Consider the following 22,029-nt stretch of genomic DNA (forward strand, 5'->3'; position numbering starts at 1 on the left):
GTTCATTATTATACTATCAACAATATAAAAAATTAAATTAAATATACAGATATAGGTTTTAAAGGAGCGAATGAGCTTGAAGAAAGAGACAATTGTATTTACTGGTGGCGGAACAGCTGGCCACGTTGTAGTAAACTTAGCACTTATCCCGGAATTTTTAAAAGACGGCTGGGATGTGCACTATATAGGTTCTCATAAAGGGATTGAAAGGGACTTGATTGAACCGTTAGCAGGGGTAACGTATCATTGTATCTCCGTCGGAAAATTACGTCGTTACTTTGATAAAGAAAACTTCAAGGATCCATTTCGTGTGGTAAAAGGAACGTTTCAGGCGATGCGTATTTTAGGCAAATTAAAACCAAAAGTAATTTTTTCGAAAGGTGGATTTGTTTCCGTTCCTGTCGTGACCGCGGCAAAGCTTCGTGGAATTCCTGCTTTTATTCATGAATCCGATTATACACCTGGACTCGCGAATAAATTATCCTTCCCATTTGCAAAAAGGGTGTTAGCAACTTTTCCTGAAACTATGAAGTTCTTACCGGAGAAAAAAGCGATGTGGGTTGGAGCAATCATACGCGAGGAACTTTTCCAGGGGAACAAAACTGCTGGTTTAAATAAATGTAATTTTACTAGTAGTAAACCTGTGATTATGGTAATGGGAGGTAGCTCTGGCTCAAAGAAATTAAATGATATTGTACGAGATACCCTTGAACATACACTAAAAGATTTTCAAATTATCCATATTACTGGTAAAGGGAATGTAGATGAGAGCATAGAAAAATTTGGCTATGTACAATTCGAGTATGTGCAGGATGAGCTGAAGGATTTACTTGCAGCAACAGATATGGTTGTATCTCGTGCAGGGTCGAATTCAATCTATGAATTTCTAGCTTTACAAAAGCCGATGCTCTTGATTCCTTTATCCAAACAAGCAAGTAGAGGGGATCAAATATTAAACGCAAACTCCTTTCAAAAACAAGGTTTTGCGCATGTTTTAGAGGAGGAAAATCTCTCAAAAGCTAGCTTTATGAAAGAGTTATCGGAAATATGGGCGAATCATATGGACATTAAAACAAAAATGAGAACATATAAAAGTGAAGAAACGAAAGATGAAGTAGTAAAAATGTTGAAAAATCCGAAAAAGAAATAGAGGAGTAAAAAATGTCTAAAGAGGATTGCCATTACTGTAAAAAAACAATAAGAGATCGTGATGAACTTATTACGGCTTCCAGAAGATTCCGAGTCAAGCCATTTCATTATAAATGCTTTCAACAACTAGAAGAACAAACAGATTCTCAAAAAGCTTTATGGATTCCGGTTAATGGAATAACTGGGAATATTACTGTGTTACTGATGTTAGCAGTAGCTGGATGGATGTTCTTTACTGACTTTTTTCTTCATATAGGAGATTTTATTGGGGTGGTCGCCCTATACCCAGTTGTATTAAGAATCTATTCCTTTTTATTCATTGAGAGGAAGCTGCCTAAATACGATCCGAATAAAAAGCCATTAACTTAAAGCGCAATGGTGTCCTTAAAAAGGAATTTATAAGCCGGAAAACGAAGCTTATGTTTCGTTTCCGGCTCATATTGTTCTAGTCTCATATCGTAACTTATTCTGTAACCCAAGTTTCAAATGTATTCCAAAACGCTGGATTTTCTTGTTCTACACCCCAGTTACCAGTACCTTTAACCCCGTATTTCTCAACAAGGTCCATCTTAGCTTTAATTGACTGCTCATTTTCAAACCAAACTGTATAGCTTCCTGGAGTTAGTTGTTCACCATATACAAACATTACGGGGTCTCCCTCATCAATTGTAAAGGTGGCTTTTGGAGATTGACTTGCTTCATCAAAAGTGACGATACCACCATACATGTCAATTGCTTGCTGAATTTGTTGGTTTGAAATACCATTTCCTCCATAAGAGGAACCTTCCTTCCAGTAACGACCGTAATGACCGATTCCGACTACGATTTTTTCTTTTGGTACGCCTTGTGCTAATGCGTACTGGATAGAATCCTCTACAAAACCAATGCTTGCAATTGGTCCAGGGGGTCCCCCGGGGTAGCTTTCATCATAGGCCATAATCATTAAATAATCCGAGTTTGGAGCTAAGTCTGTATAGTCATAAGAGCCATGCCAACCGTACTGTTGACCAGTTGGATTTGCTGCAACTGCAACGGATACTTCCTTATCTGCTGGTAGCAATTCTCTTAGTATACGAACAAAATCGGAATACTCATCACGATATTCATGGGTAACATTTTCAATATCTACGTTTATCCCATCTAGGTTATATTTCATAATCGTATCGGCAATTTCTCTGGCAAGCTGCTCGCGATTATCTAGTGCAGCCTCACCAATTGCTCTATTCCAATGGTTACTTAAAAATGGTACAACACGTATGCCATTACTTTGCATATTGGCGATAAAGGAACGGTCAAATTGACTCGTTAACTTTAACGTTCCATCTGTGTTTAAATCGAAATAAGTAGGGGAAACAACGTTCATTGTACCTTGTGTATTTAATACAGATTGTGTAAAGGTTGCGGAATCACCAAAATATAAATAGCCCATATTGAACACTTCGCTTTCAGGCATAACGGATAAGTTCACCCCAGCAATGGCAGGTAATTTTAATTCTTGTCCAATCATAAGCGTGGAAGAGTCCATATTATTTAATGCTTGGATCTCACTAATAGATGTGTTAAATTGTGTGGCAATTTTCCATAAGGAATCACCTGAGCCTACTACATAGGATGTTATACCGGTTATCACATTTTTGCTTTCATTACCATACTCATCCGTTTGTTTCGCCATAATAAACGGTTTATCGTTTTTAATAGCGGTCAAGTCCATTGTTAATTGAAAAGATCCGTCATCATCCACAGTTGTACGACCGACTATTTCTTCTAAAGAAGTATTTCCGCTAGCAACTACTTCTATTATGGAATTTGGTTCACCCTGACCAGTAAAGGTAAAAAGATAGCTTCCATTTTGATTCGCGATTTGACTTTTTTCTACAATCGGATATTCGGATAGCGTATCCTTTTGGACATAATATTGTTGTACGTTACTAACGTTTCCTGCTTCATCTTTTTGGGAAAGGAAAACCGTTAGTTGTCCATCCTTTAGGTCCGATACATCAATAGGAATTGAATATGTTCCATCCACGACTAGTGCATTAGAAGTAACGCTTTGCTCCCCATCGGTCACTTCTATATGAATCGTTGCGTTTTGGTCACTACTTGTTCCGTTAATATGAAAAGCATCCGCATTTGCTTGAGCTATCATTCCGTTATTTTCAAAAGTGGCCGTTAACCATTCTGGTGCAACAGTGTCCTTTACAATCGTTTTTTCTTCAACTACCCCTTTATTTCCTAAAGGATCCTCAGTCATAACACTAACGCTTAAGTTACCATCATTCAGTTGAGATAAATCAAGCTGAGTTGTAAAATGTCCATTTTCATCGGCTTTTATGTCTGCTAAAACGGAATTTGTAGCACCAGAAATAATAATATGAATGTTGCTATTAGCCTCTGTTCGGCCAGAAATCCTATATTCATGGGCATTTTCACTTGATATGGAATTACTAAAGTCTAGAGCGATTTCAGAAGGACCGATTGTATCTACAGCCACTCGCTCTGTGTAAACATCACTTTTGTTCCCGACACTGCTTACTTGATAAACTTCGGTGGTATACATTGAGCCAGTTAGGTCACCTAAGTTTAACGTAAACGTAAATGTTCCTTCCTCATTTGTACTTCCATTTTGTGTTACGGTGTTACCATTTTCATCCCGTACCGTCACATGGACATCTGATTGTCTTTCGGCAATTCCTGATATCGTATATTGGTCCTCATTTAAACTTGTTACCGTATTAAGGCCTGCTAAAGTAGGTGTGGGTGGTATTGCTGTATCCTTCATGATGCTTTTAATCGTCTCAATACTTTTGTTTCCGCTAGTATCCGTTGCAGAGACCCGTATTTCTATTTCGCCATCCTGAAAGGAGCTGGCATCATAGGAAATCGAATAGTGACCATCTTGATTGGCTTTTTCGGTCAATTGTTGGTTGGTTGTCCCATCCGAAATGGTAATCGTTAACGTTGCTTCTGGTTCCGTTGTACCCTGGATAGTAAGCGTCGAATCATTCGCAATCGATAAATAGGAATTGGTAGTCATAACAGGTGCGTCTGGTGCAGTATAATCTGTACCTGGCAAGACAGGTATCGTTAGTTTTTGGTTAATAAAAATAGTATCTGTTTGAAGCTGATTCTCTTCTTTTATTGCATTTGTTGTCGTTTTGAATTTTTTTGCTATGCCATTTAATGTATCTCCCTTTACAACAGTATAATCAACTAGATCGTAGGCAATGGATTCTGTAGGTTCTTCAACTACTGCTTCCGATGCTGGATCTGCTTCTTTGATAGGAGTTGTTATAGGTATGTTGATTTGTTGACCTAAATAAATGGTGTTGCTAGATAAGTTGTTCAACGTTTTTAATTCATCGACTGATACATTATATTGTCTACTAATACTATATAGCGTTTCTCCTGATGTAACGACATGCGCTGTAACCCCAGTTTGTTCACTTTCTACAATGGACATGTCCCCAGTATCTTCTTCTATAACTGGATTAGGGGTTTCAACAGGTTCAACAATTGGTTCAGTATTTGGTGTATGATTCGTTGTGTCAGTTGTTACAGGTATGGTTATTTTTTGTCCGACATAAATGACATCTGAAGTTAATTTGTTTAGTTCTTTCAGTTTTTGAACCGTAGTATGAAATTGATTTGCTATTTTGGATAAGTAATCCCCAGGTACTACAATATAATCCTCATAGTTTATCGTTGGTACAATCATTTCTTCTGCCGCCACTTCTACATCCTCTTCTGTAGGGGAAGTAGCATCTGTAGTTTCCGTTTCCGTTACTAGCTTATTAGGAACAAGAATCTGTTGACCAATGCTTAAACGATCATTGGATAAATTATTTAAGGACTTTATTTCTTGAACTGTTGTATCATATTTACGAGCGATAGAATAAAGCGTATCTCCTGAGGTGACCGTATAATAAAAGTTAGGTAAGACAATTTCCTTTCCAATTGATAAAATAGTACTATCCATATCGTTCATCGCTTTAATGTCGTCTACCGTTGTTTTATATTCCCTTGCTAAGCTATATAAAGTATCTCCGCTTTGAATTGTGTAAGTAGATGGGTTGGTATCAATCGCTTGCGCTGAAACGTTCAAATCGGATGAAACGTAACTTCCAACTAAAATTGATCCAATCATCACTTTTACCGTAAATTTCTTTAATTGTGGGTATTTGCTTCGAATGTAATGACGAAGCTCTTGCTTTAATGGTTTATGATTCTTGATACCTTCTCTTTCATTAGCGAATTCTGTTGTATAAGGATCTAAGTAAACAGTGATAGTAACATTATCTTGAAGTTGGTTTACTTTATCGTAAAGGATGGTCATGGAATCACCTCATAGTTGAAGTCTCCCTTTATTTTGAGCATTCCATAAAAAATAATGTATGAAAGTATGATATAGTATACTTGCTTAATCTTAAACGTTCGGAAGGAGTAGGTTTAATGAGTTTAACTAGTACGACGACATTACACAATGGTGTGAAATTACCTTGGCTAGGTCTGGGTGTTTATAAGGTTGAAAAAGGATTTGAAGTTGAACAAACGGTAAAAACTGCATTAAATCTAGGGTATCGTAGTATTGATACAGCCTCTTTTTATGAGAATGAAGAAGGGGTTGGAAAAGCACTATCTGAAAGTGGAATAAAACGAGAAGACCTGTTTATAACAACAAAAGTATGGAATAGTCAACAAGGCTACGACAACACAATAAAAGCTTTTAACGAAAGTTTAGAAAAACTAAAGCTGGATTATGTGGATCTATATTTAGTGCATTGGCCAGTACCTGGTAAGTATAAAGATACATACCGAGCACTAGAAGATTTATATGAGCAAGGGAAGGTTCGTGCTATTGGAGTTAGTAACTTTCAAATTCACCATTTGGAAGATTTAATGAATGATGCGAAAATAAAGCCAATGGTGAATCAAGTGGAATTTCATCCTCAATTGTTTCAAGAGGATTTACTACAATTCTGTAAACAAAACGATATTCAGTTAGAGGCGTGGGGTCCTTTGGCAAGAGGGAATTATCTGGATGATCCAGCACTAACTGAAATTGCAACGAAATATAACAAAACAACGGCACAAGTTATTTTGCGATGGGATTACCAGCATGGAGTTGTTACAATTCCGAAGTCAACGAAGATAAAACGCCAAGAAGAAAATGCCAACATTTTTGATTTTACGCTAACCGATGAAGATATGAATCGGATTGACGCCTTAAATCAAAACAAAAGAACAGGTAAACATCCCGACGAATTTGACTATTCGCCGTATTTGTAAACAAAATTTAAATGAAGAGAAAACCAAACGTTGTAGCAAATGAACCACCATTATTTGTTAACGTTTGGTTTCTTTTTTTCTTTATAAGAATGGGGAATGTTAGAAAATAGGTTGTTTCTGTGTGCAATTGTTAGTTAAAATCGTATTTTGCCGAAATTTCCCGGGGAATATAGTAATAGAAAGTACAATATTACCGTGAAGGATGTAGGGAAAATGAAAATGCAATTAATCGAAACCCATGTCCCTGTAGAACATTTCAATACTATTGATCAATCATTAAAAAGCTTTCCGCATAGGTCCTATTGGGTTTCAAAAGCATCAGACCAAGTGAAGCTAATTCGAATGATTGTTGAAAATCAAGATGTGGAAGATGTTCTAAACTATTTAGAAAAAATAGCACATGTTTCGAATCATTTCAAAACAATTCTTGTACCAGTTCATAGTTTTATTTCTAAGGAGACCATCGAATCGAGAAAAAATACGGAAAAGGATGATAAGGGTCAATCGAGGTTATTACGGATAAGTAGACAAGAGCTGGTAGAAAATATTGAGAAAAATAGTTACATTACAATGAATTACACATTGTTAATAATTTTATCGGCTATTGTAGCAACCGTTGGATTTATCAAGGATAGTGAAGCGGTGGTGATCGGAGCGATGGTTATTGCACCCCTAATTGGTCCAGTCATATCCATCGCATTTTCTGCTATTCTTGGCGACTATAAAAAAATAGCCAAATCAACTGGTACGTTACTTTATGGAGTGGCAATTGCGGTATTGATTTCTGTTGCTTTTAGTTATTTTTTTCAAATGGGTACCAATACGGATCAATTTATTGCTCGAACAGAAGTAACGATTTCAGATTTTGCTTTAGCACTAGCTTCTGGTGCAGCAGGAGCGCTTTCTATTTTAAATCGACTTTCAGGTAGTCTAGTTGGTGTTATGGTTGCGGTTGCCTTGCTTCCTCCTTTAGTTTCCGTAGGTTTATCTCTTGGACAGTCATTATGGTCTGATGCATATGGAGCAACAATGTTAGTAATCGTGAATATCACTTGCATTTTACTATCTGCCATTACTATATTTTCTTTAAGTGGAATAAGACCGATTCGGTTCAAAGAGGTACAAAAGGCACATGCCTCCAGGACATTATCGTTTGTATTTGTTGGAACTATTGTGGCTATCTTGATTATTGTTATTCTTATTGGTCAGGGAGTAAAAATGGAATGATTTAGATTATTTGCCTAATTTGGAAATTTTTCTGCAATTTCTATTGACGCACGAATTTTTAGAATATATAATAATCAAGCGTTGATAAAAGTAATTTAAAAAGTGGTTCCTATCACTTAAACGATTTATGGACACCTTCATCCGAAAAGGAGAGGTTCTGGTAGGAAAGCAAATGATCTACCGAAAACGATGGATAACTGGAGTTTAACACTAAATAATAAAAGGAGGTTACGCAAAATGATTAACAAAAACAGAGTAAGAACACAAGCCGCATCACAACAAGTTCATAGTTTTATAGCCGTGACCTCCGTTCGTATTACCTTGTATTAAGATTAAGGTCTTTATTTTCAAGGGATTTGTCTTCTTATTAAGATGAGAAGGCCGAGCAATTTTACATATGTAAAAGGGTCACGGGATAAGTTCGTGACCCTTTTTTGCTGCCATTTTTTAGTGGAGTAGGGAGAGTTGTATTGCCTTTAGGGGCAGTGTATCTTCCGAAAGCGTATACGTCATGAGCGTATACGCTTTTTTTGTTTAGGAAGTAATAATCAATCCAGTTAGAAAATCGAATGATCGATCCATCCCATATAAAAAGGTATAAGGTCCAGGTTATTTTTTATCAAACTATTTGTACAGATGTTTTAAACAAACGAGGTGAGAAGGATGAGCTTAAAATTAGAAATCTATTTTAAAAGCGAAGGAGGAAAAATGATGTTGCACATATCATTTCATTTATTTGGAAAGGGAAGAAAGAGGATAGATGGTGGATAACGTCATTAACAATTGGTTTTTGTACGAACTAAGGGGATACAGAAGGGAGAGAGATACATGTTTTCGGTTTTTCGTAAGCTATCTTGGTTTTTTAAGGAGCAGTGGGTACGATACTCCATTGCAATTACAGCGCTGATCATTGTAAGCTTCATTGATTTAATTCCACCGAAGTTGGTTGGAATGACGATAGATGCTATTCAATTTCAGGAGCTAACTGCAAGTCGTTTAACAGAAATTATTTTAATTTATATTGGTTTGATCTTTTTAAGCTATGCCATTATGTACATTTGGGACTATAACCTGTTTGGAGGCTCCTTATTATTAGAGAGAAAAATGCGTTCCAAACTCATGACACACTTTTTAAAGATGAGTCCGAGGTTTTATAGCAAGCATCGTACTGGAGATTTGATGGCCCGCTCAACCAATGATTTAAAAGCCATTATGACAACAGCTGGATTTGGAATTATGACATTGGTCGATGCAACTGTATTTATGGCATTTCTTATTATGATGATGGGCTTTACGATCGATTGGAATTTAACGCTTGCAGCTTTGATTCCAATGCCGGTTATGGCGTTTATTGTCCATAAATATGGTGCTGTCATTCATAAGCGTTTTACAGAAGCACAATCTGCGTTTAGTGAGTTAAATAACTATACATTGGAATCAGTTCGTGGAGTCCGAGTCATTCGAGCATTTGTGCAAGAACAACAAGACTTTAATCGCTTCTCTACCATGACAGAGGAAGTATTTCAAAAAAATAAGCTTGTTGCCAAAATGGATGCTTATTTTGAGCCGACAATTAAAGTCCTTGTAGGCATATCCTATACTATTGGTTTAGGATATGGAGCTTTTATGGTATTTGAAAATCGAATTACACTTGGAGATTTAGTTGCGTTTAACGTGTATTTAGGAATGTTAATTTGGCCGATGTTTGCAATAGGAGAATTAATCAACGTGATGCAGCGTGGGAACGCATCCATTGATCGGGTGGATGAAGTTTTACAGCAACAACCGGACGTGGAAGATCCACATCATCCACTAACGACTCCTTATCCAGAGGAAATTAAATTTGAAAATGTGCAATTTACGTACCCGGAAGCTTCTGGAAAGCAATTGGATAATATCAACTTAACAATCAGAAGAGGGGAAACAATTGGAGTTGTTGGAAAAACAGGAGCAGGTAAGACTACGATATTTAAACAGCTTCTTAGAGAATATGCCCCACCGAAGGGCAGTATCACCGTTAATCAAATACCGTTACATGCTTTTACGTTAGAGGAATCGAGAGGCTGGATAGGATATGTACCACAAGACCATGTTCTTTTCTCGAAATCGGTGAAGGAAAATCTATTGTTTGGTTGTGGCAATAAATCAGTGGAAGAAATAAATAGAATTTTAGAATCGGCGTCATTGAAAAATGATATAGAAGCATTACCAAAAGGCTTGGATACTTTAGTAGGAGAAAGTGGTGTTACATTATCTGGTGGCCAAAAGCAGCGGGTATCTTTAGCTCGTGCCTTACTAATGAATCCGGAAATTTTAATATTAGATGACTCCTTATCAGCAGTAGATGGGAAAACAGAAGCAACTATCATTTCCCACTTAAAAAATGAGCGTCGAGGAAAAACCACTCTGATTGCTGCGCATCGTCTTTCTGCAGTAAAACATGCTGACCAAATCATCGTGCTAGAGGACGGTCAAATTGTAGAAAGAGGTACACATGAAGAACTCATGCAACAAAATGGGTGGTATAAAGAACAGTTTCTAATTCAACAAATGGAAGGGGAGGTGGAATAATGAAGCCTTCAACGGAAAAACGACTCTTTCGCTACGCTCTAACAAGTAAGAAATCAATCTTAATTGGACTTATCTGTTTAATGATATCGGTAGGATTAGAATTAACAGGTCCATTTATTGCAAAAAGTGTTATTGATAATCATATTGTCGGTATACAAACGAATTGGGCGGTGGTGAATGAAGACAATGACTCGGACACCGTTGAATTTAAAGGGGAGTATCTAAAGCGTGCAGATCGGGTAGAAGAAACGGATCTCGTTTTAGGCGAATATACCCTTTTGCAATCGGCGAAAGACTATTATTTAATTCACGAGCAAGTTCCTTTGAATAGCTCTATACAAGTTGTAAACGGTGAGGAACTTACGATTACAAATCATGATGACTTTCAACAAGTTTCAGGAGAGCAATTAAGTGTATCGGAGCTGTATACCTTTTTTAAACCAGAGATAAACCCAATTGTGTGGCTATTAGGTCTTTACTTAGGATTAATACTCATTTCCTCTGTCTTTCAATATTTGAAAACGTATTTGCTTCAGGTTTCGGCGAATAAGATTATTCAACGGATGAGAAACGATGTATTTGAGCAAGTGGAAGAGTTACCGATGAACTATTTTGTATCAAGGCCAGCAGGGAAAATAGTGGCTCGTATAACAAATGATACGGAAGCTATTAAAGAATTGTATGTAAAAGTATTAGAGACCTTTGTAAATGGCTTTATTTATATGACCGGAATTTTTGTTGCTCTTTATTTATTGAATGTAACTTTAGCCACTATTTGTTTAGTGCTGCTACCAATTCTATTTCTATGGATGAAGTTTTATAAAAAGTATGCAGGTAAATACAATCGAGTGATACGTTCAACAAACAGTGAAATAAATGCTTCGATAAATGAATCAATACAAGGAATGCCAATTATTCAAGCATTTCGTAGAACGAAAGAAACACAAGCAGAGTTTGAACAATTGAATACGAGACACTTCGATTATCAAAAGAAAATGATGGTCCTGTCAGCGTTAACGTCATTTAACCTTGTAAATGTATTGCGTGGTTTTGCCTTTGTTGCGTTTATTTGGTTCTTTGGTTCCGCCTCTCTATCTGTTGATAGCATGATTACGGCTGGTATTTTATATGCTTTTGTAGACTATTTGACCCGTTTGTTTGAACCAGTTACCCAAATCGTCAATCAGTTACCACAGTTGGAACAAGCGAGAGTAGCTGGGGCAAGAGTATTTGAATTGTTAGATGAAGATGGAGAAGAAGTGGATAAAGTGAACATGAAACGAATTCAAGGAGAGGTCCGTTTTGATAAGGTAAGCTTTGCATATGAGGCAGATGACTATATATTGAAAAACGTAAGCTTCCACGTGCGTCCGGGTGAAACGGTTGCATTTGTCGGTCATACAGGTTCAGGGAAAAGCTCAATTATGAATTTGTTGTTCCGTTTTTATGACCCACAAAAAGGAAAAATTGAAGTGGATGGGTTGAATGCATTGAATCTCACAAGGCAACAGGTTCGTAAACATATTGGGATTGTTTTGCAGGATCCGTTTATTTTTACAGGAACGGTTTTATCAAATATAACGTTAAATGATCCAACTATCACTAGAGAAAAGGCGATAGAAGCATTAAAAGCAGTTGGTGCCGATAGCTTTATTGAAAAGCTTCCAAACCAATATGATGAACCAGTTGGGGAGAATGGTAGTCAATTTTCAACTGGACAAAGACAGCTGCTTTCTTTTGCTAGAGCCTTGGCGTTCGATCCAGCTATTTTAATACTAGACGAAGCTACTGCTAATATTGATACGGAAACAGAAGGACTAATTCAAGATGCTATGAATGTTTTAGCGAAAGGACGTACAATGTTGGTAATTGCGCATCGACTATCTACAATTCAGCATGCGAATCAAATAATCGTTTTGGAACGTGGTAAAATAATAGAAAGAGGCACGCATCAGGAACTAATTCAACAAAATGGAAGCTATTATCAAATGTATAAAATGCAGCAAGGAGCGATGAAGGAAAAGCCATTAATTGCAAATAATGGCTAATATGGTTCTGCAACCACAATTTTAACAACATAACAATTGTATTACATTATCGTTACGATTATTGTCGTAGTAGATTTCTCCGTTTAAAATGTACAAAAGGAGTGCTGCTCTTTATGGATGAGAAGGATAAAAAAATAGAAACAATGGATGAAACAGATTTATATGAAGAACTAGATCCAGAAGAAATGTATGAAATCATTCAAGAAGAACGTAATAAAAGCCTCCGAAGTAAATCAAAAGTAAAGCCAAAACGTCCGAAATGGGCGTTTTGGCTAATTGCCTTTTTTATGATCATTAGTTTATTTTCTTTTTTACCAAAAACATTTTCTATACCAATCCTGGAGTTTTTAACCACATCTGCAAAGTTATCAACACTAGATTTTATTGACGAGTATCAAGAATCTATCGTTGTAGTGGAAACTGGTGATAGTAAAGGAACTGGTTTTTCGATATCTGACGATGGATATATTTTAACAAATGAACATGTAATTGATGGTGGTAGTCATTTATGGGTTGGATATAAAAATGGAAGCATATATGAAGCAGAAGTGATTGCTGCATACCCTGATATGGATTTGGCATTATTAAAGGTGGATGCAAATACACAACTCCCGTACCTTTCCCTAGCAGAAAAAACATTATTCGATGAGGGAGAGCATATTTATTTTATTGGTAATCCATTAAACTACAATGGCATTGCAAATGAAGGAGAGATTATTGGCTACACACAATCCTCTGAGTTACACCGAGAGGTACTTATGATTGATGCGCCAATTTATAAAGGAAATAGTGGTAGCCCAGTTATTAATAATAAAGGAAAGGTAATTGCCGTTATATATGCAACTACAAATGTAGAGAACTATGGAAAAGTAGGACTTGCAATTCCAATTGATTATTTTTGGGAAGAGGAAGAAGCTGAGCTTGTGCGATAGTGTAGTGAATTTGAAATTTGGATGCTTGGCAGTAAGTAAAATCTACATGTACCTCGTACCGCGAAAGCAAATGTTTAGCAGTCACTTAATTTTTTAGAAATACCCCTGAAAACGGAGAAACGTAACGAAATCTATAATGGTTGGAGGTGATTTAGGTTGATCAACCACCTATTAAAGAGTAAGCGAAGTTATTCCTTGGAAGAGCAAGTTTTAGCAGCGCAAGAAGGTGACCGTAAGCTTCGTAATTATCTCCTTAAAAAGTATCAACCTTTTATCGCCAAAAGTGTATCAGAAGTATGCAAAAAATATATCGATCCGAAAAAAGATGATGAGTTTAGTATTGGATTAATTGCTTTTGATCGAGCAATTGAGTCCTATTCGGATGATAAAGGTGCTTCCTTTTTATCTTTTGCGAAATTAGTAGTGAAACGAAAAGTAATTGATTACTTACGAAGTGAAAATAGACAAAATAATGTGGTGTTCTCTATTGATCAGGAGTATGAAGATGAAGAGAACATGGAAAACCCTCAAGAAGTGAAAATAGCTACCGAAAGATATGTACAAGAAACAGAAAGTTGGCAGCGTCGAGAGGAAATTGTGGAGTATAAAAAGGCCTTGGCCGTATATAAAATATCCTTTCAAGAATTACCTGATATTGCTCCAAAGCACGTCGATGCTAGACAATCAGCGATTCAAATTGCAAAGATTATCTTTGATAATGTTTCCTTACGTAGCTATGTGATAGAGAAGAAGAGATTGCCAATAAATGAATTAATGAAGCATGTACGAGTAAGTCGTAAGACGGTAGAACGAAACAGAAAGTATATTCTAGCTATTTTTGTTATATTATGTGGAGATTATCTTTACTTAAAGGACTATCTAAAGGAGGTGAATCTATGAAAAAAGGCGTTGTGATGGACAAAGAAGGTTCCTATCTCATTGTCATGTCCGCTGACGGAAATTTCCATAAGACAAAGAAGCGTCCTAAAATGGATCCGGATATTGGAGAAGAGATTGAGATTAAACCTCTCACAAAGCCATTCTTTACATGGATTCATTCCTTTTTGAACATCCGTAATACAGTAGTTCTAGCAACTGTTGTATTACTTGCAATTATACCTATGTTATATTTTAGTCAACCGAATAGCACTGCATATGCCTATGTAAATATTGATATTAATCCAAGTGTAGAGTTAACAGTAAATGATGACCTGGAAGTAATTAAATTAACAGCATTGAATAATGATGGGAAAAATATTATTAGTCAGCTAAACATAAAAGACTGGGAATATGAATCCGTTGAGAAGGTTACGTTTTTAATTATAGATACAACAAAAAAGGCTGGATTCATGCAGGACGACCAGGATATATTAGTGGGGGTTAGTTATGTCGATACGAAACAAAAAGATAAAGTAATAACAGACAAAATATCGGCTTACGTATCCCAACAAGTACAAGATATATCAGAAGGACTTACTACCTTTGAAGTTCCGAAAACGGTTTATGAAAAGGCAGCCAATGAAAGTATGTCGATGAATTTCGTATACGCCCAAGAATTAATTATGCAACAAGAAGAAGCAGAAGAGCAATCGAATCAGCAAGCAACTGTTACTAATGAAAACAAGGTCCAAGGGAATACAGGAAATACACCACAGACATCCGGAAAAGTAGAGAAAGCGGAAGAAAACGTAGAAAGAAAGTTAGATAAAGGTGTAGAAAAAGCAATTATAAATAATTTTATTGAGAAAGTGAACGAGGAGGATATCCAATTACCTCCTGGTTTAGTGAAAAAAATTAAAGAATATCAAAACCTGGATGAAGAGGAATTAAAAGAGCAAATCGATGAAATACTAGATAAACATGATGAAAAACCACAAGAGGTCAAAGAAAACAATTATCCATCCGAAACAAATCCTTCTAATAATGATGATGAATTTGTTCCACCTGGACAACAAAAGAAAAATGATGATCATATACCGCCTGGTCTGGAAAAGAAAGATGATGAAGAATCTTTCCTTCCACCAGGCTTAAAGAATAAGTTAGAAAATGTAGAGTTAGATGAAGAGGAACTCCTGAATAAAGCGGAGGAATTATCGGACGAGCTATTAAAGGATGACGCATTAAAAAAGTACCTTCCATACTATAAGTAAATTAGTTATATTAACAAAACATCCCTCGTACAATACAAGAGGGATGTTTTGTTTTGTACAAGCATTTATTAAAGTACATCGGATAAGGAGGTTCAGCTTATAAAAAGATAATGGAACTTTTGTATATGCAATAATCTCAGGCTTGTAACAACAATCGGTATGATACGGTTTTGTGTTATCGGCTTTATCCATCTACAACTCTATTACTTTTACAATAATTGTTACAAACGTAATCAATTCGTAGTAAAATAATACTTAAGTAATATTTACACAAATGCCGACAATTGTTACAATTTGTCATGTTTATTCGACGTAACATTGTAGGTGTCGTATTCCTATATAAATTCAAGAACTCGATTAACAAAGAATTAGTGAAGTCTTACTTTAAAGGAGCTTCACATCATAAGGGAGGAATTTTACATTATGGACCAAAACGAAAATTTGCAGTCGCCCAGTAATGGGAGTAAAAAAGGCTATATTTGGATTACATCGATTATATTTGTCTTAATCATAGGGGCTGTAGGAGTATTTGCTTATAACCATTTCGTTACAAACAACCCATTAGTACAGTATGCAAGTGTCGAAAAAGATACCTTTGAAGACTTATGGAGTTATAAAGAAGATTACTATGGTGATGGTTTAATATTGGATGAAAAACTCGTAAATGATGCCTATGAATCTAGTTTAACACTTTCTGCAAATGCGCAATTACCAGCGCAATTCACAGCACAAGATCCGGCTACTAGCAGCATTATTCAAGGACTCATTTCTACTTTTAACATTATTTTTGATACAAAAGTAGACCCGGATAATAAAGAAGCACATGTTAATGCAGATATTACACTGCAAGGGAATAGTTTACTATCAGCGGAAGCGTATCAGAATAAAGAACAGACTGTTTTGAAAGTTCCTGCGTTGTATGATAAATATTTCTCGTTTGAAAATAAAAAGTTGGGGGACTTCTTAAGGAAAAACGGAGAAGTGTATATTCCAATTGAGGAAATTCCCAACATTATCGAATACCAACAAAATGCGCTTACCGGTGAAAACTTAAAACAATTCACTGCCGACTACTTAGATATTGTAAAAGACTATGTTGTAGATGAAGAAGTGAAGGTTAAAGAGAATGTAGAGTATGAGGGTAAGAAATATACAAAACTAACATTAGAATTCTCTGAAAAGGAAGTACAACAAATTTTAAAAGATATTTTTACAGAAATGAAAACCGATGAACGTCTTAATCAAATATTCTATACGTCCAACTTGCGGGAGCAAGTATTTACAGAACTATTAAATCAATTAGATCAATTAACATTACCAAATGGAGTTACGTATGAAGCTTACTTTAATAAAGACTTTGTAGCACATCGTACATTGACGATGGAGATTCCGGATGATGTTGTGGGCGATACAGCTAACATGCAGTTTGTAATGGATACCATAATGAAGGAGAATAACGCCCATCTCTTTAATGTAGAACTAGATTTAAGTTATGAAAATGTGGAATCAGATGTGGTTATTTCTTACAACGAACAAGGAAATCAAGAAGGCAGTCAATATATTGTTGATCGTGTTTATGGGGTGGATGTTGTCGATGAATATGTAGACGAAAAAATGTCTCTTGACGCAACGACAGTGTATGAAGATAATACTGCAAAAACCGATTTTGCCTTTCATTACGATGGTGCTGATGTAGCGGAAATGCCGACTATTAGTGGATTTTTTAATACAACCGTCAATAGTGATGGAGAAAAAGCAGAAAATACGTTTGAATTAGGCATTGACTTCGAAATGGAAGATAGATACATGGGCAACATTGCCTTTCACATAGGACTTGATGGGGAAAATAAAATTACCTTTACGGACGAATTAGATTTTCCTACCATTGATAAAAGCAACGCTGTAAATGTTTTTGACCTATCTGGAACGGATGCAGAACAAATTTTATATGAAATGGAACAAAATGCAACCGCCTATTTTGAGGAAATGTTTGGAGCTTTTAGTAGCCTAGGATTTTAGTAGGGTGTAAAATAAAAAAAAGTAACGGTTAGAAAAGGGAGCGGGTTAGGATGATCTGGACATTGTTTTTATATAAATGGAAAAGGATCATGAGACAACCCGTTCTCTTTTTTCTTATCGTTCTTTTTCCTTTCTTTTTATTAGGCTCATTGGCCTATGTTATTTCAGAGATGACCACAGAAGAGGATCGTGCTTCCATTAAAGTAGCGGTTGTGGATTTGGATCAAACCTTTGAAACGACAACACTCGTAAATGTGCTTCAAAAGGAAGAAGGGCTACAAGAAGCACTTTCCATCATTCCGATGTCCATGGAGGACTCAGAAGCTAAATTAAAGAGTAATGACATTTTAGCAACGATTACGATTCCGGATGGATTTAGTCGGAACTTACGATCAGGTAATAATATTCCTATTCAGGTCACTACAAATGAAAGCCAACCGATAGAAGCAAATATGGTGAAAATGCTTTTAGATAGTGCTGCCTATTATATTTCTGCGGCACAAAGTGCAATTAACACCGTTAATGATTTATATATACGAGATATGCCTGATGATGAAAATAGGAAGGAATACTTGCAGAAACTAATTGTTCAATATACCCTTTTCGCTTTGAACCGAAACACGCTTCTTCAGACCGAAGAAGTTGGGGAAGGGTCGATGATCGGGTGGTCCCAACATTTTGGCATAGCTATTCTTTTACTAAGCACTGTGCTTTCATCTATTTTATTTCAAAATTTTACTTTTAAAAGAGAAGATGACAATATTAAAGAACGACTTAGGGCCTTACATATAACACCTTTTGTGTCGATTATTAGTCAATTTTTAATTTATACGTTTTTTTCAACGATAACAATTGTGATTTTATCCCTAATTGTGAATGCCATTTATCCATTGGGATGGTTGTTATCTATACAAGTGTTAACTACATGGATGTTATTCAGTATAGTAGTCGGTACCTTTTTAACGGTTCTGGATGTAATGTTACATGGTCCATCTAGTAGATCTGGTATTGGTGCAGTTGGTTTTCTCCTTCTATTCTTATTAAGCGGAATTATTATCCCGTCCCTCTATTTACCAGAATGGGTTCAGACGATTGGTTCATGGATCCCGTTTACATATGTATTAACCGCATTAGAGGACGTTATTTTGGGTGCCACTACACCTATTCTACAGTGGGGCAAGATGCTCGTTGTGTCGTTCCTACTAATCTTATTCATCACAATCCGGGTATGGATGAAGGAGGGAAGAGATGCTTACCTTTCTTATTCAACTAAATAAATTGATTCATCAAAACAAGTGGAAGGTATTATTTACTCTTTTCTTCCCGTTCTTTTTGTTATGGGCCCTTTATCCATTTATATCCAATACGGTAGAACAGACGAACGTTCCGATTGGAATTGTAAATGGGGACAAATCGGAATTTGCCCAGATTGTGACAGAAAGGGTAGATAAGCACCCACGACTACAGGTAGTGCCACTTCAAATAGAGGAAGCGAACAAGGCGGTAATGACGGGGAATGTGGAAGCTACGTTTTTATTTGATATCCATTTTGAAGAAAACATAAGAGCAGGTAAAATAAAAGATCAAATTAAGTGGATAAGAACAGAAAATTCATTCTTTGACACGTTCGCAAAGGAAAAGCTGGCATCTGAAGTAATGCGATTATCATTAAATAGTGTTGCTGCCAATGAAATCCAACTGCAAGAGCAAGTATTCGATGATGTGAAATGGGAGCAATCCTTTGAGCATGCAGAAAGCTATTGGGAACCTGAGCCTTTGTTTATGGTAGAATTTATTCCTTATATTTCTACAACTGAAAAAGGGGATAACCAAGAACAACTAGACAGCACAACACCTATTTCATTAGGTTTTATCGGATTTTGGTACTTTTATATTTGGATTGTTTTTGGTTTGTTAAATATACAGCTTTATACGTGGAGAGAAAAAGGGATTTTACAACGAATTCAATTAGTAAAAGGGAGTCTCGTTCCTTTTTATCAGTCTTTCTACCTTTCCACAATTGTTTTTGCACTTGTATTATTTATTTGTATAAATCTTGCTACACCCTTTGTATTAGAAGGGTATGATGAGACTATTCTATCCCAAATGCCAGGTATATTAGGTATTTTATGTATGACCTTTATGGTAACCATTTTGTTCGGACATTTTGTGAAAAATCGAAATCAATTCTTTGTCCTTATTATGGTGTATTCGATGTGTTCATTTACTTTTTCTGTCTTTGCAGTCATATCCGAAGCAAATGACTGGTATTACTATTTATTGCCTCACGTATGGCTATATGAAATTCTCCTTTAGTGGATTTAGAAAGAAGGTGGATCCATGATTGAATTAAAAAACGTTGAAAAAAAATTAAAAAGAAAATCAATTATAAAAGATATTTCTATGCAGATTCAAGACGGGGATGGAATAGGTATTGTTGGTCCTAATGGTGCTGGGAAATCGACACTATTAAAATTAATAGCCACTGTATTAAAGCCCGATCAAGGTACTATCTTTTATAATGAAACCCCATATGGGAAAGCCATTCGTGATATTCGTCAGCATATTGGGTATATTCCACAAGATATTGCGTTATTTGAAGATTTGACAGTGAAGGATCAAATTTCATTTTGGAAAAAAGCAACAAAGAAAAAAGCTTCATATTCGTATGTGGAGGAAATGGTCACGTCCTTAGATTTACATTCTGTATATAATCAAAAAGTGAAAGCATTATCTGGTGGCTGGAAGCGCAAATTAAATGTATGTGCAGGGATGCTTCATGACCCAGATGTCATTTTATTAGATGAACCAACAGTTGGAGTAGATTTAGCTGCGAAGGATGATTTATTACACTGGTTGAAGAATCTACAAAAAAATGGGAAAACGGTTGTATTAATTAGTCATGAATGGGATGTTATTAATTTTATTTGTGAAAAAATAGTTGTTGTAAAGGATGGTAAATTATTATTTAATGATGTAAAAGAAAATCTCCATCATTTTGAACAACAACTCACAGCAGATGAAAATGAAGAGCTAATTAAAATATTAAGACAACGCTAGGGTCTCCGCTTTTTTATTCGAAAGGAGTAAAAATAGATGACAGAAAAACTCGACTTATCCCAATTTGAAAAACACATTGAAGTGCGGAATATTAAGTATGAGGATATACCTAAGATCATTGAGTTACAAAGCATTTGTTTCCCTGGTATGATTCCTTGGAAAGAGGAGCATCTGGAAAGTCATCTCGACATCTTTCCAGAAGGTCAGTTTTGTGTAGAGCTTGAGGGTGAAATTATCGGGAGTTGTTCGAGCTTAATTGTGAACTTTGATGAATACGATGATAAACATACGTGGGATGATATAACAGACAATGGTTACATAACAAATCATGACCCAGAAGGTTACAACTTATATGGAATTGAAGTAATGGTTCATCCAAAATATCGTGGGATGAAAATAGGAAAACGTCTTTATGAAGCGAGAAAAGAATTAGCAAGAGAGCTAAACTTGAAAAGTATTATAATTGGCGGACGAATTCCGTATTACCATAAATATGCAAGCGAAATGTCACCAAGAGAATACGTAGAACAGGTCCGAAGTCAAAATTTATATGATCCCGTTTTAACCTTTCAAATGATGAACGGTTTTATTTTGATGCGCATTAACCCTGGTTATTTACCAGATGACAAAGCATCAAACAAGTATGCGACATTAATGGAATGGCATAATATAGATTATCGAGCAAAAAGCAGGCGTCATTTTAAAACGTCTTTCCCTGTGCGTATAACAGTGATTCAATATATGATGAAAAATATTGATTCCTTTGAAGAGTTTGCACGACAAGTGGAATATTACGTAGATGTTGCGTATGACTTCGGCTCTGATTTTGCCGTGTTTCCGGAAATTTTCACGACACAGCTAATGTCCTTTTTAGAAGAAAAGGTACCAGCAAAGGCGATACGAAAATTAGCCGAGTTCACAGAAGACTATATTGAGTTATTTACGAAGTTAGCGGTTAAATACAATGTAAACATTATCGGTGGCTCCCACTTTGTTGAAGAAGATGGGGACATTTATAACATAGCGTACTTGTTTAGAAGAGACGGGACAATTGAAAAACAATATAAAATCCACGTTACACCGAATGAACGTATGTGGTGGGGTGTAAAAGCTGGAGATTCAGTACGAGTGTTTGATACGGATTGTGGTAAGATTGCGATTCAAATTTGCTATGATATCGAATTTCCTGAGCTAGCACGTTACGCAGTAGATCAAGGTGCGAATATTATTTTTGTTCCTTTCTGTACAGACGATCGACAAGGATATTTACGTGTTCGATATTGTGCTCAAGCACGTGCAGTCGAGAATCAAGTGTATACCGTTATTGCAGGAACAGTTGGTAACTTAACGCAAGTGGAAAATATGGATATTCAATATGCGCAGTCTGGTATTTTTACACCATCTGATTTTGAATTTGCTCGAGATGGAATTGTAGGAGAATGTAATGCTAATATTGAAACAGTGGTTGTAGGAGATGTAGACCTAGAAATACTTAGAAGACAGCGAAAATCTGGTACAGTAAGACATTTAAATGATCGTAGACGCGATCTATTTGAAGTGAAATATAAAAAGAATGAGAATGATTAA

Annotated in this window: 15 protein-coding genes; 14 read left to right on the top strand and 1 reads right to left on the bottom strand. The window is 36.1% G+C overall.

Features of this window, described 5'->3' with window-relative positions:
- The first annotated feature begins 76 nt into the window (after positions 1-76).
- Entirely contained in the window at positions 77-1,150 is a 1,074-nt protein-coding gene (locus tag C1A05_RS09000) for an undecaprenyldiphospho-muramoylpentapeptide beta-N-acetylglucosaminyltransferase (protein ID WP_102027893.1), read from the top strand.
- Between the two features lie 11 nt (positions 1,151-1,161).
- The gene (locus C1A05_RS09005; protein WP_102027894.1) at positions 1,162-1,518 is read left to right on the top strand and encodes a hypothetical protein; all 357 of its coding nucleotides are present in this window, start codon (positions 1,162-1,164) and stop codon (positions 1,516-1,518) included.
- 94 nt (positions 1,519-1,612) lie between these two features.
- Here the strand turns inward: C1A05_RS09005 and C1A05_RS09010 are convergent, their stop codons facing one another.
- Positions 1,613-5,482 (bottom strand): LysM peptidoglycan-binding domain-containing protein, encoded by a 3,870-nt coding sequence (locus C1A05_RS09010; protein ID WP_102027895.1) that lies wholly within the window; start codon positions 5,480-5,482, stop codon positions 1,613-1,615.
- Positions 5,483-5,598: 116 nt separating this feature from the next.
- On the opposite strand from C1A05_RS09010, the gene C1A05_RS09015 reads away from it, so the two are divergent.
- The 12 genes from C1A05_RS09015 (at position 5,599) to C1A05_RS09070 (ending at position 22,029) form a co-directional block, all read left to right on the top strand.
- Complete coding sequence (locus C1A05_RS09015; RefSeq protein WP_102027896.1) at positions 5,599-6,435, top strand: aldo/keto reductase; 837 nt, start codon at positions 5,599-5,601, stop codon at positions 6,433-6,435.
- Positions 6,436-6,648: 213 nt separating this feature from the next.
- Positions 6,649-7,662: a TIGR00341 family protein gene (locus tag C1A05_RS09020; RefSeq protein ID WP_102027897.1), complete on the top strand. Its 1,014-nt coding sequence runs from the start codon at positions 6,649-6,651 to the stop codon at positions 7,660-7,662.
- Between the two features lie 828 nt (positions 7,663-8,490).
- Positions 8,491-10,233, top strand: a complete 1,743-nt coding sequence (locus C1A05_RS09025) for an ABC transporter ATP-binding protein (RefSeq protein ID WP_102027898.1) — start codon at positions 8,491-8,493, stop codon at positions 10,231-10,233.
- On the top strand, positions 10,233-12,281 hold the full coding sequence (locus C1A05_RS09030) for an ABC transporter ATP-binding protein (RefSeq protein WP_102027899.1): 2,049 nt from the start codon (positions 10,233-10,235) through the stop codon (positions 12,279-12,281). Before C1A05_RS09025 ends, C1A05_RS09030 begins: the two co-directional genes overlap by 1 nt.
- A 113-nt stretch (positions 12,282-12,394) precedes the next feature.
- Positions 12,395-13,213 (top strand): S1C family serine protease, encoded by an 819-nt coding sequence (locus C1A05_RS09035; RefSeq protein WP_102027900.1) that lies wholly within the window; start codon positions 12,395-12,397, stop codon positions 13,211-13,213.
- Between the two features lie 156 nt (positions 13,214-13,369).
- Positions 13,370-14,113, top strand: a complete 744-nt coding sequence (gene sigI / locus C1A05_RS09040; RefSeq protein WP_102027901.1) for an RNA polymerase sigma-I factor — start codon at positions 13,370-13,372, stop codon at positions 14,111-14,113.
- Entirely contained in the window at positions 14,110-15,363 is a 1,254-nt protein-coding gene (locus tag C1A05_RS09045) for an anti-sigma factor domain-containing protein (RefSeq protein WP_102027902.1), read from the top strand. The genes sigI and C1A05_RS09045 overlap by 4 nt, the downstream gene beginning before the upstream one ends.
- Before the next feature lie 423 nt (positions 15,364-15,786).
- Positions 15,787-17,382 carry a DUF6583 family protein gene (locus tag C1A05_RS09050; RefSeq protein ID WP_102027903.1) on the top strand — a complete coding sequence of 532 codons (1,596 nt, stop codon included), beginning with the start codon at positions 15,787-15,789 and terminating at the stop codon, positions 17,380-17,382.
- Between the two features lie 50 nt (positions 17,383-17,432).
- A complete protein-coding gene (locus C1A05_RS09055) occupies positions 17,433-18,659 on the top strand; it encodes an ABC transporter permease (RefSeq protein ID WP_102028169.1) in 1,227 nt (408 codons plus the stop codon).
- Positions 18,631-19,698 carry an ABC transporter permease gene (locus C1A05_RS09060; RefSeq protein ID WP_102027904.1) on the top strand — a complete coding sequence of 356 codons (1,068 nt, stop codon included), beginning with the start codon at positions 18,631-18,633 and terminating at the stop codon, positions 19,696-19,698. Before C1A05_RS09055 ends, C1A05_RS09060 begins: the two co-directional genes overlap by 29 nt.
- Positions 19,699-19,785: 87 nt before the next feature.
- Positions 19,786-20,442: an ABC transporter ATP-binding protein gene (locus tag C1A05_RS09065; RefSeq protein WP_441346756.1), complete on the top strand. Its 657-nt coding sequence runs from the start codon at positions 19,786-19,788 to the stop codon at positions 20,440-20,442.
- A gap of 36 nt (positions 20,443-20,478) precedes the next feature.
- On the top strand, positions 20,479-22,029 hold the full coding sequence (locus tag C1A05_RS09070; RefSeq protein ID WP_102027906.1) for a bifunctional GNAT family N-acetyltransferase/carbon-nitrogen hydrolase family protein: 1,551 nt from the start codon (positions 20,479-20,481) through the stop codon (positions 22,027-22,029).

It is taken from the genome of Salirhabdus sp. Marseille-P4669, from assembly GCF_900240405.1.
GTDB lineage: Bacteria > Bacillota > Bacilli > Bacillales > Alkalibacillaceae > OEQK01.

What these genes read in the sequence shown, in the direction of transcription:
- C1A05_RS09035 (WP_102027900.1), top strand. Translation starts at nt 12,395, where the DNA reads ATGGATGAGAAGGATAAAAAAATAGAAACAATGGATGAAACAGATTTA.
- C1A05_RS09025 (WP_102027898.1), top strand. Translation starts at nt 8,491, where the DNA reads ATGTTTTCGGTTTTTCGTAAGCTATCTTGGTTTTTTAAGGAGCAGTGG.
- C1A05_RS09005 (WP_102027894.1), top strand. Translation starts at nt 1,162, where the DNA reads ATGTCTAAAGAGGATTGCCATTACTGTAAAAAAACAATAAGAGATCGT.
- C1A05_RS09060 (WP_102027904.1), top strand. Translation starts at nt 18,631, where the DNA reads ATGCTTACCTTTCTTATTCAACTAAATAAATTGATTCATCAAAACAAG.
- C1A05_RS09030 (WP_102027899.1), top strand. Translation starts at nt 10,233, where the DNA reads ATGAAGCCTTCAACGGAAAAACGACTCTTTCGCTACGCTCTAACAAGT.
- C1A05_RS09020 (WP_102027897.1), top strand. Translation starts at nt 6,649, where the DNA reads ATGAAAATGCAATTAATCGAAACCCATGTCCCTGTAGAACATTTCAAT.
- C1A05_RS09045 (WP_102027902.1), top strand. Translation starts at nt 14,110, where the DNA reads ATGAAAAAAGGCGTTGTGATGGACAAAGAAGGTTCCTATCTCATTGTC.
- C1A05_RS09065 (WP_441346756.1), top strand. Translation starts at nt 19,786, where the DNA reads ATGCAGATTCAAGACGGGGATGGAATAGGTATTGTTGGTCCTAATGGT.
- C1A05_RS09070 (WP_102027906.1), top strand. Translation starts at nt 20,479, where the DNA reads ATGACAGAAAAACTCGACTTATCCCAATTTGAAAAACACATTGAAGTG.
- C1A05_RS09010 (WP_102027895.1), bottom strand. Translation starts at nt 5,482, where the DNA reads ATGACCATCCTTTACGATAAAGTAAACCAACTTCAAGATAATGTTACT.
- C1A05_RS09015 (WP_102027896.1), top strand. Translation starts at nt 5,599, where the DNA reads ATGAGTTTAACTAGTACGACGACATTACACAATGGTGTGAAATTACCT.
- C1A05_RS09055 (WP_102028169.1), top strand. Translation starts at nt 17,433, where the DNA reads ATGATCTGGACATTGTTTTTATATAAATGGAAAAGGATCATGAGACAA.
- C1A05_RS09050 (WP_102027903.1), top strand. Translation starts at nt 15,787, where the DNA reads ATGGACCAAAACGAAAATTTGCAGTCGCCCAGTAATGGGAGTAAAAAA.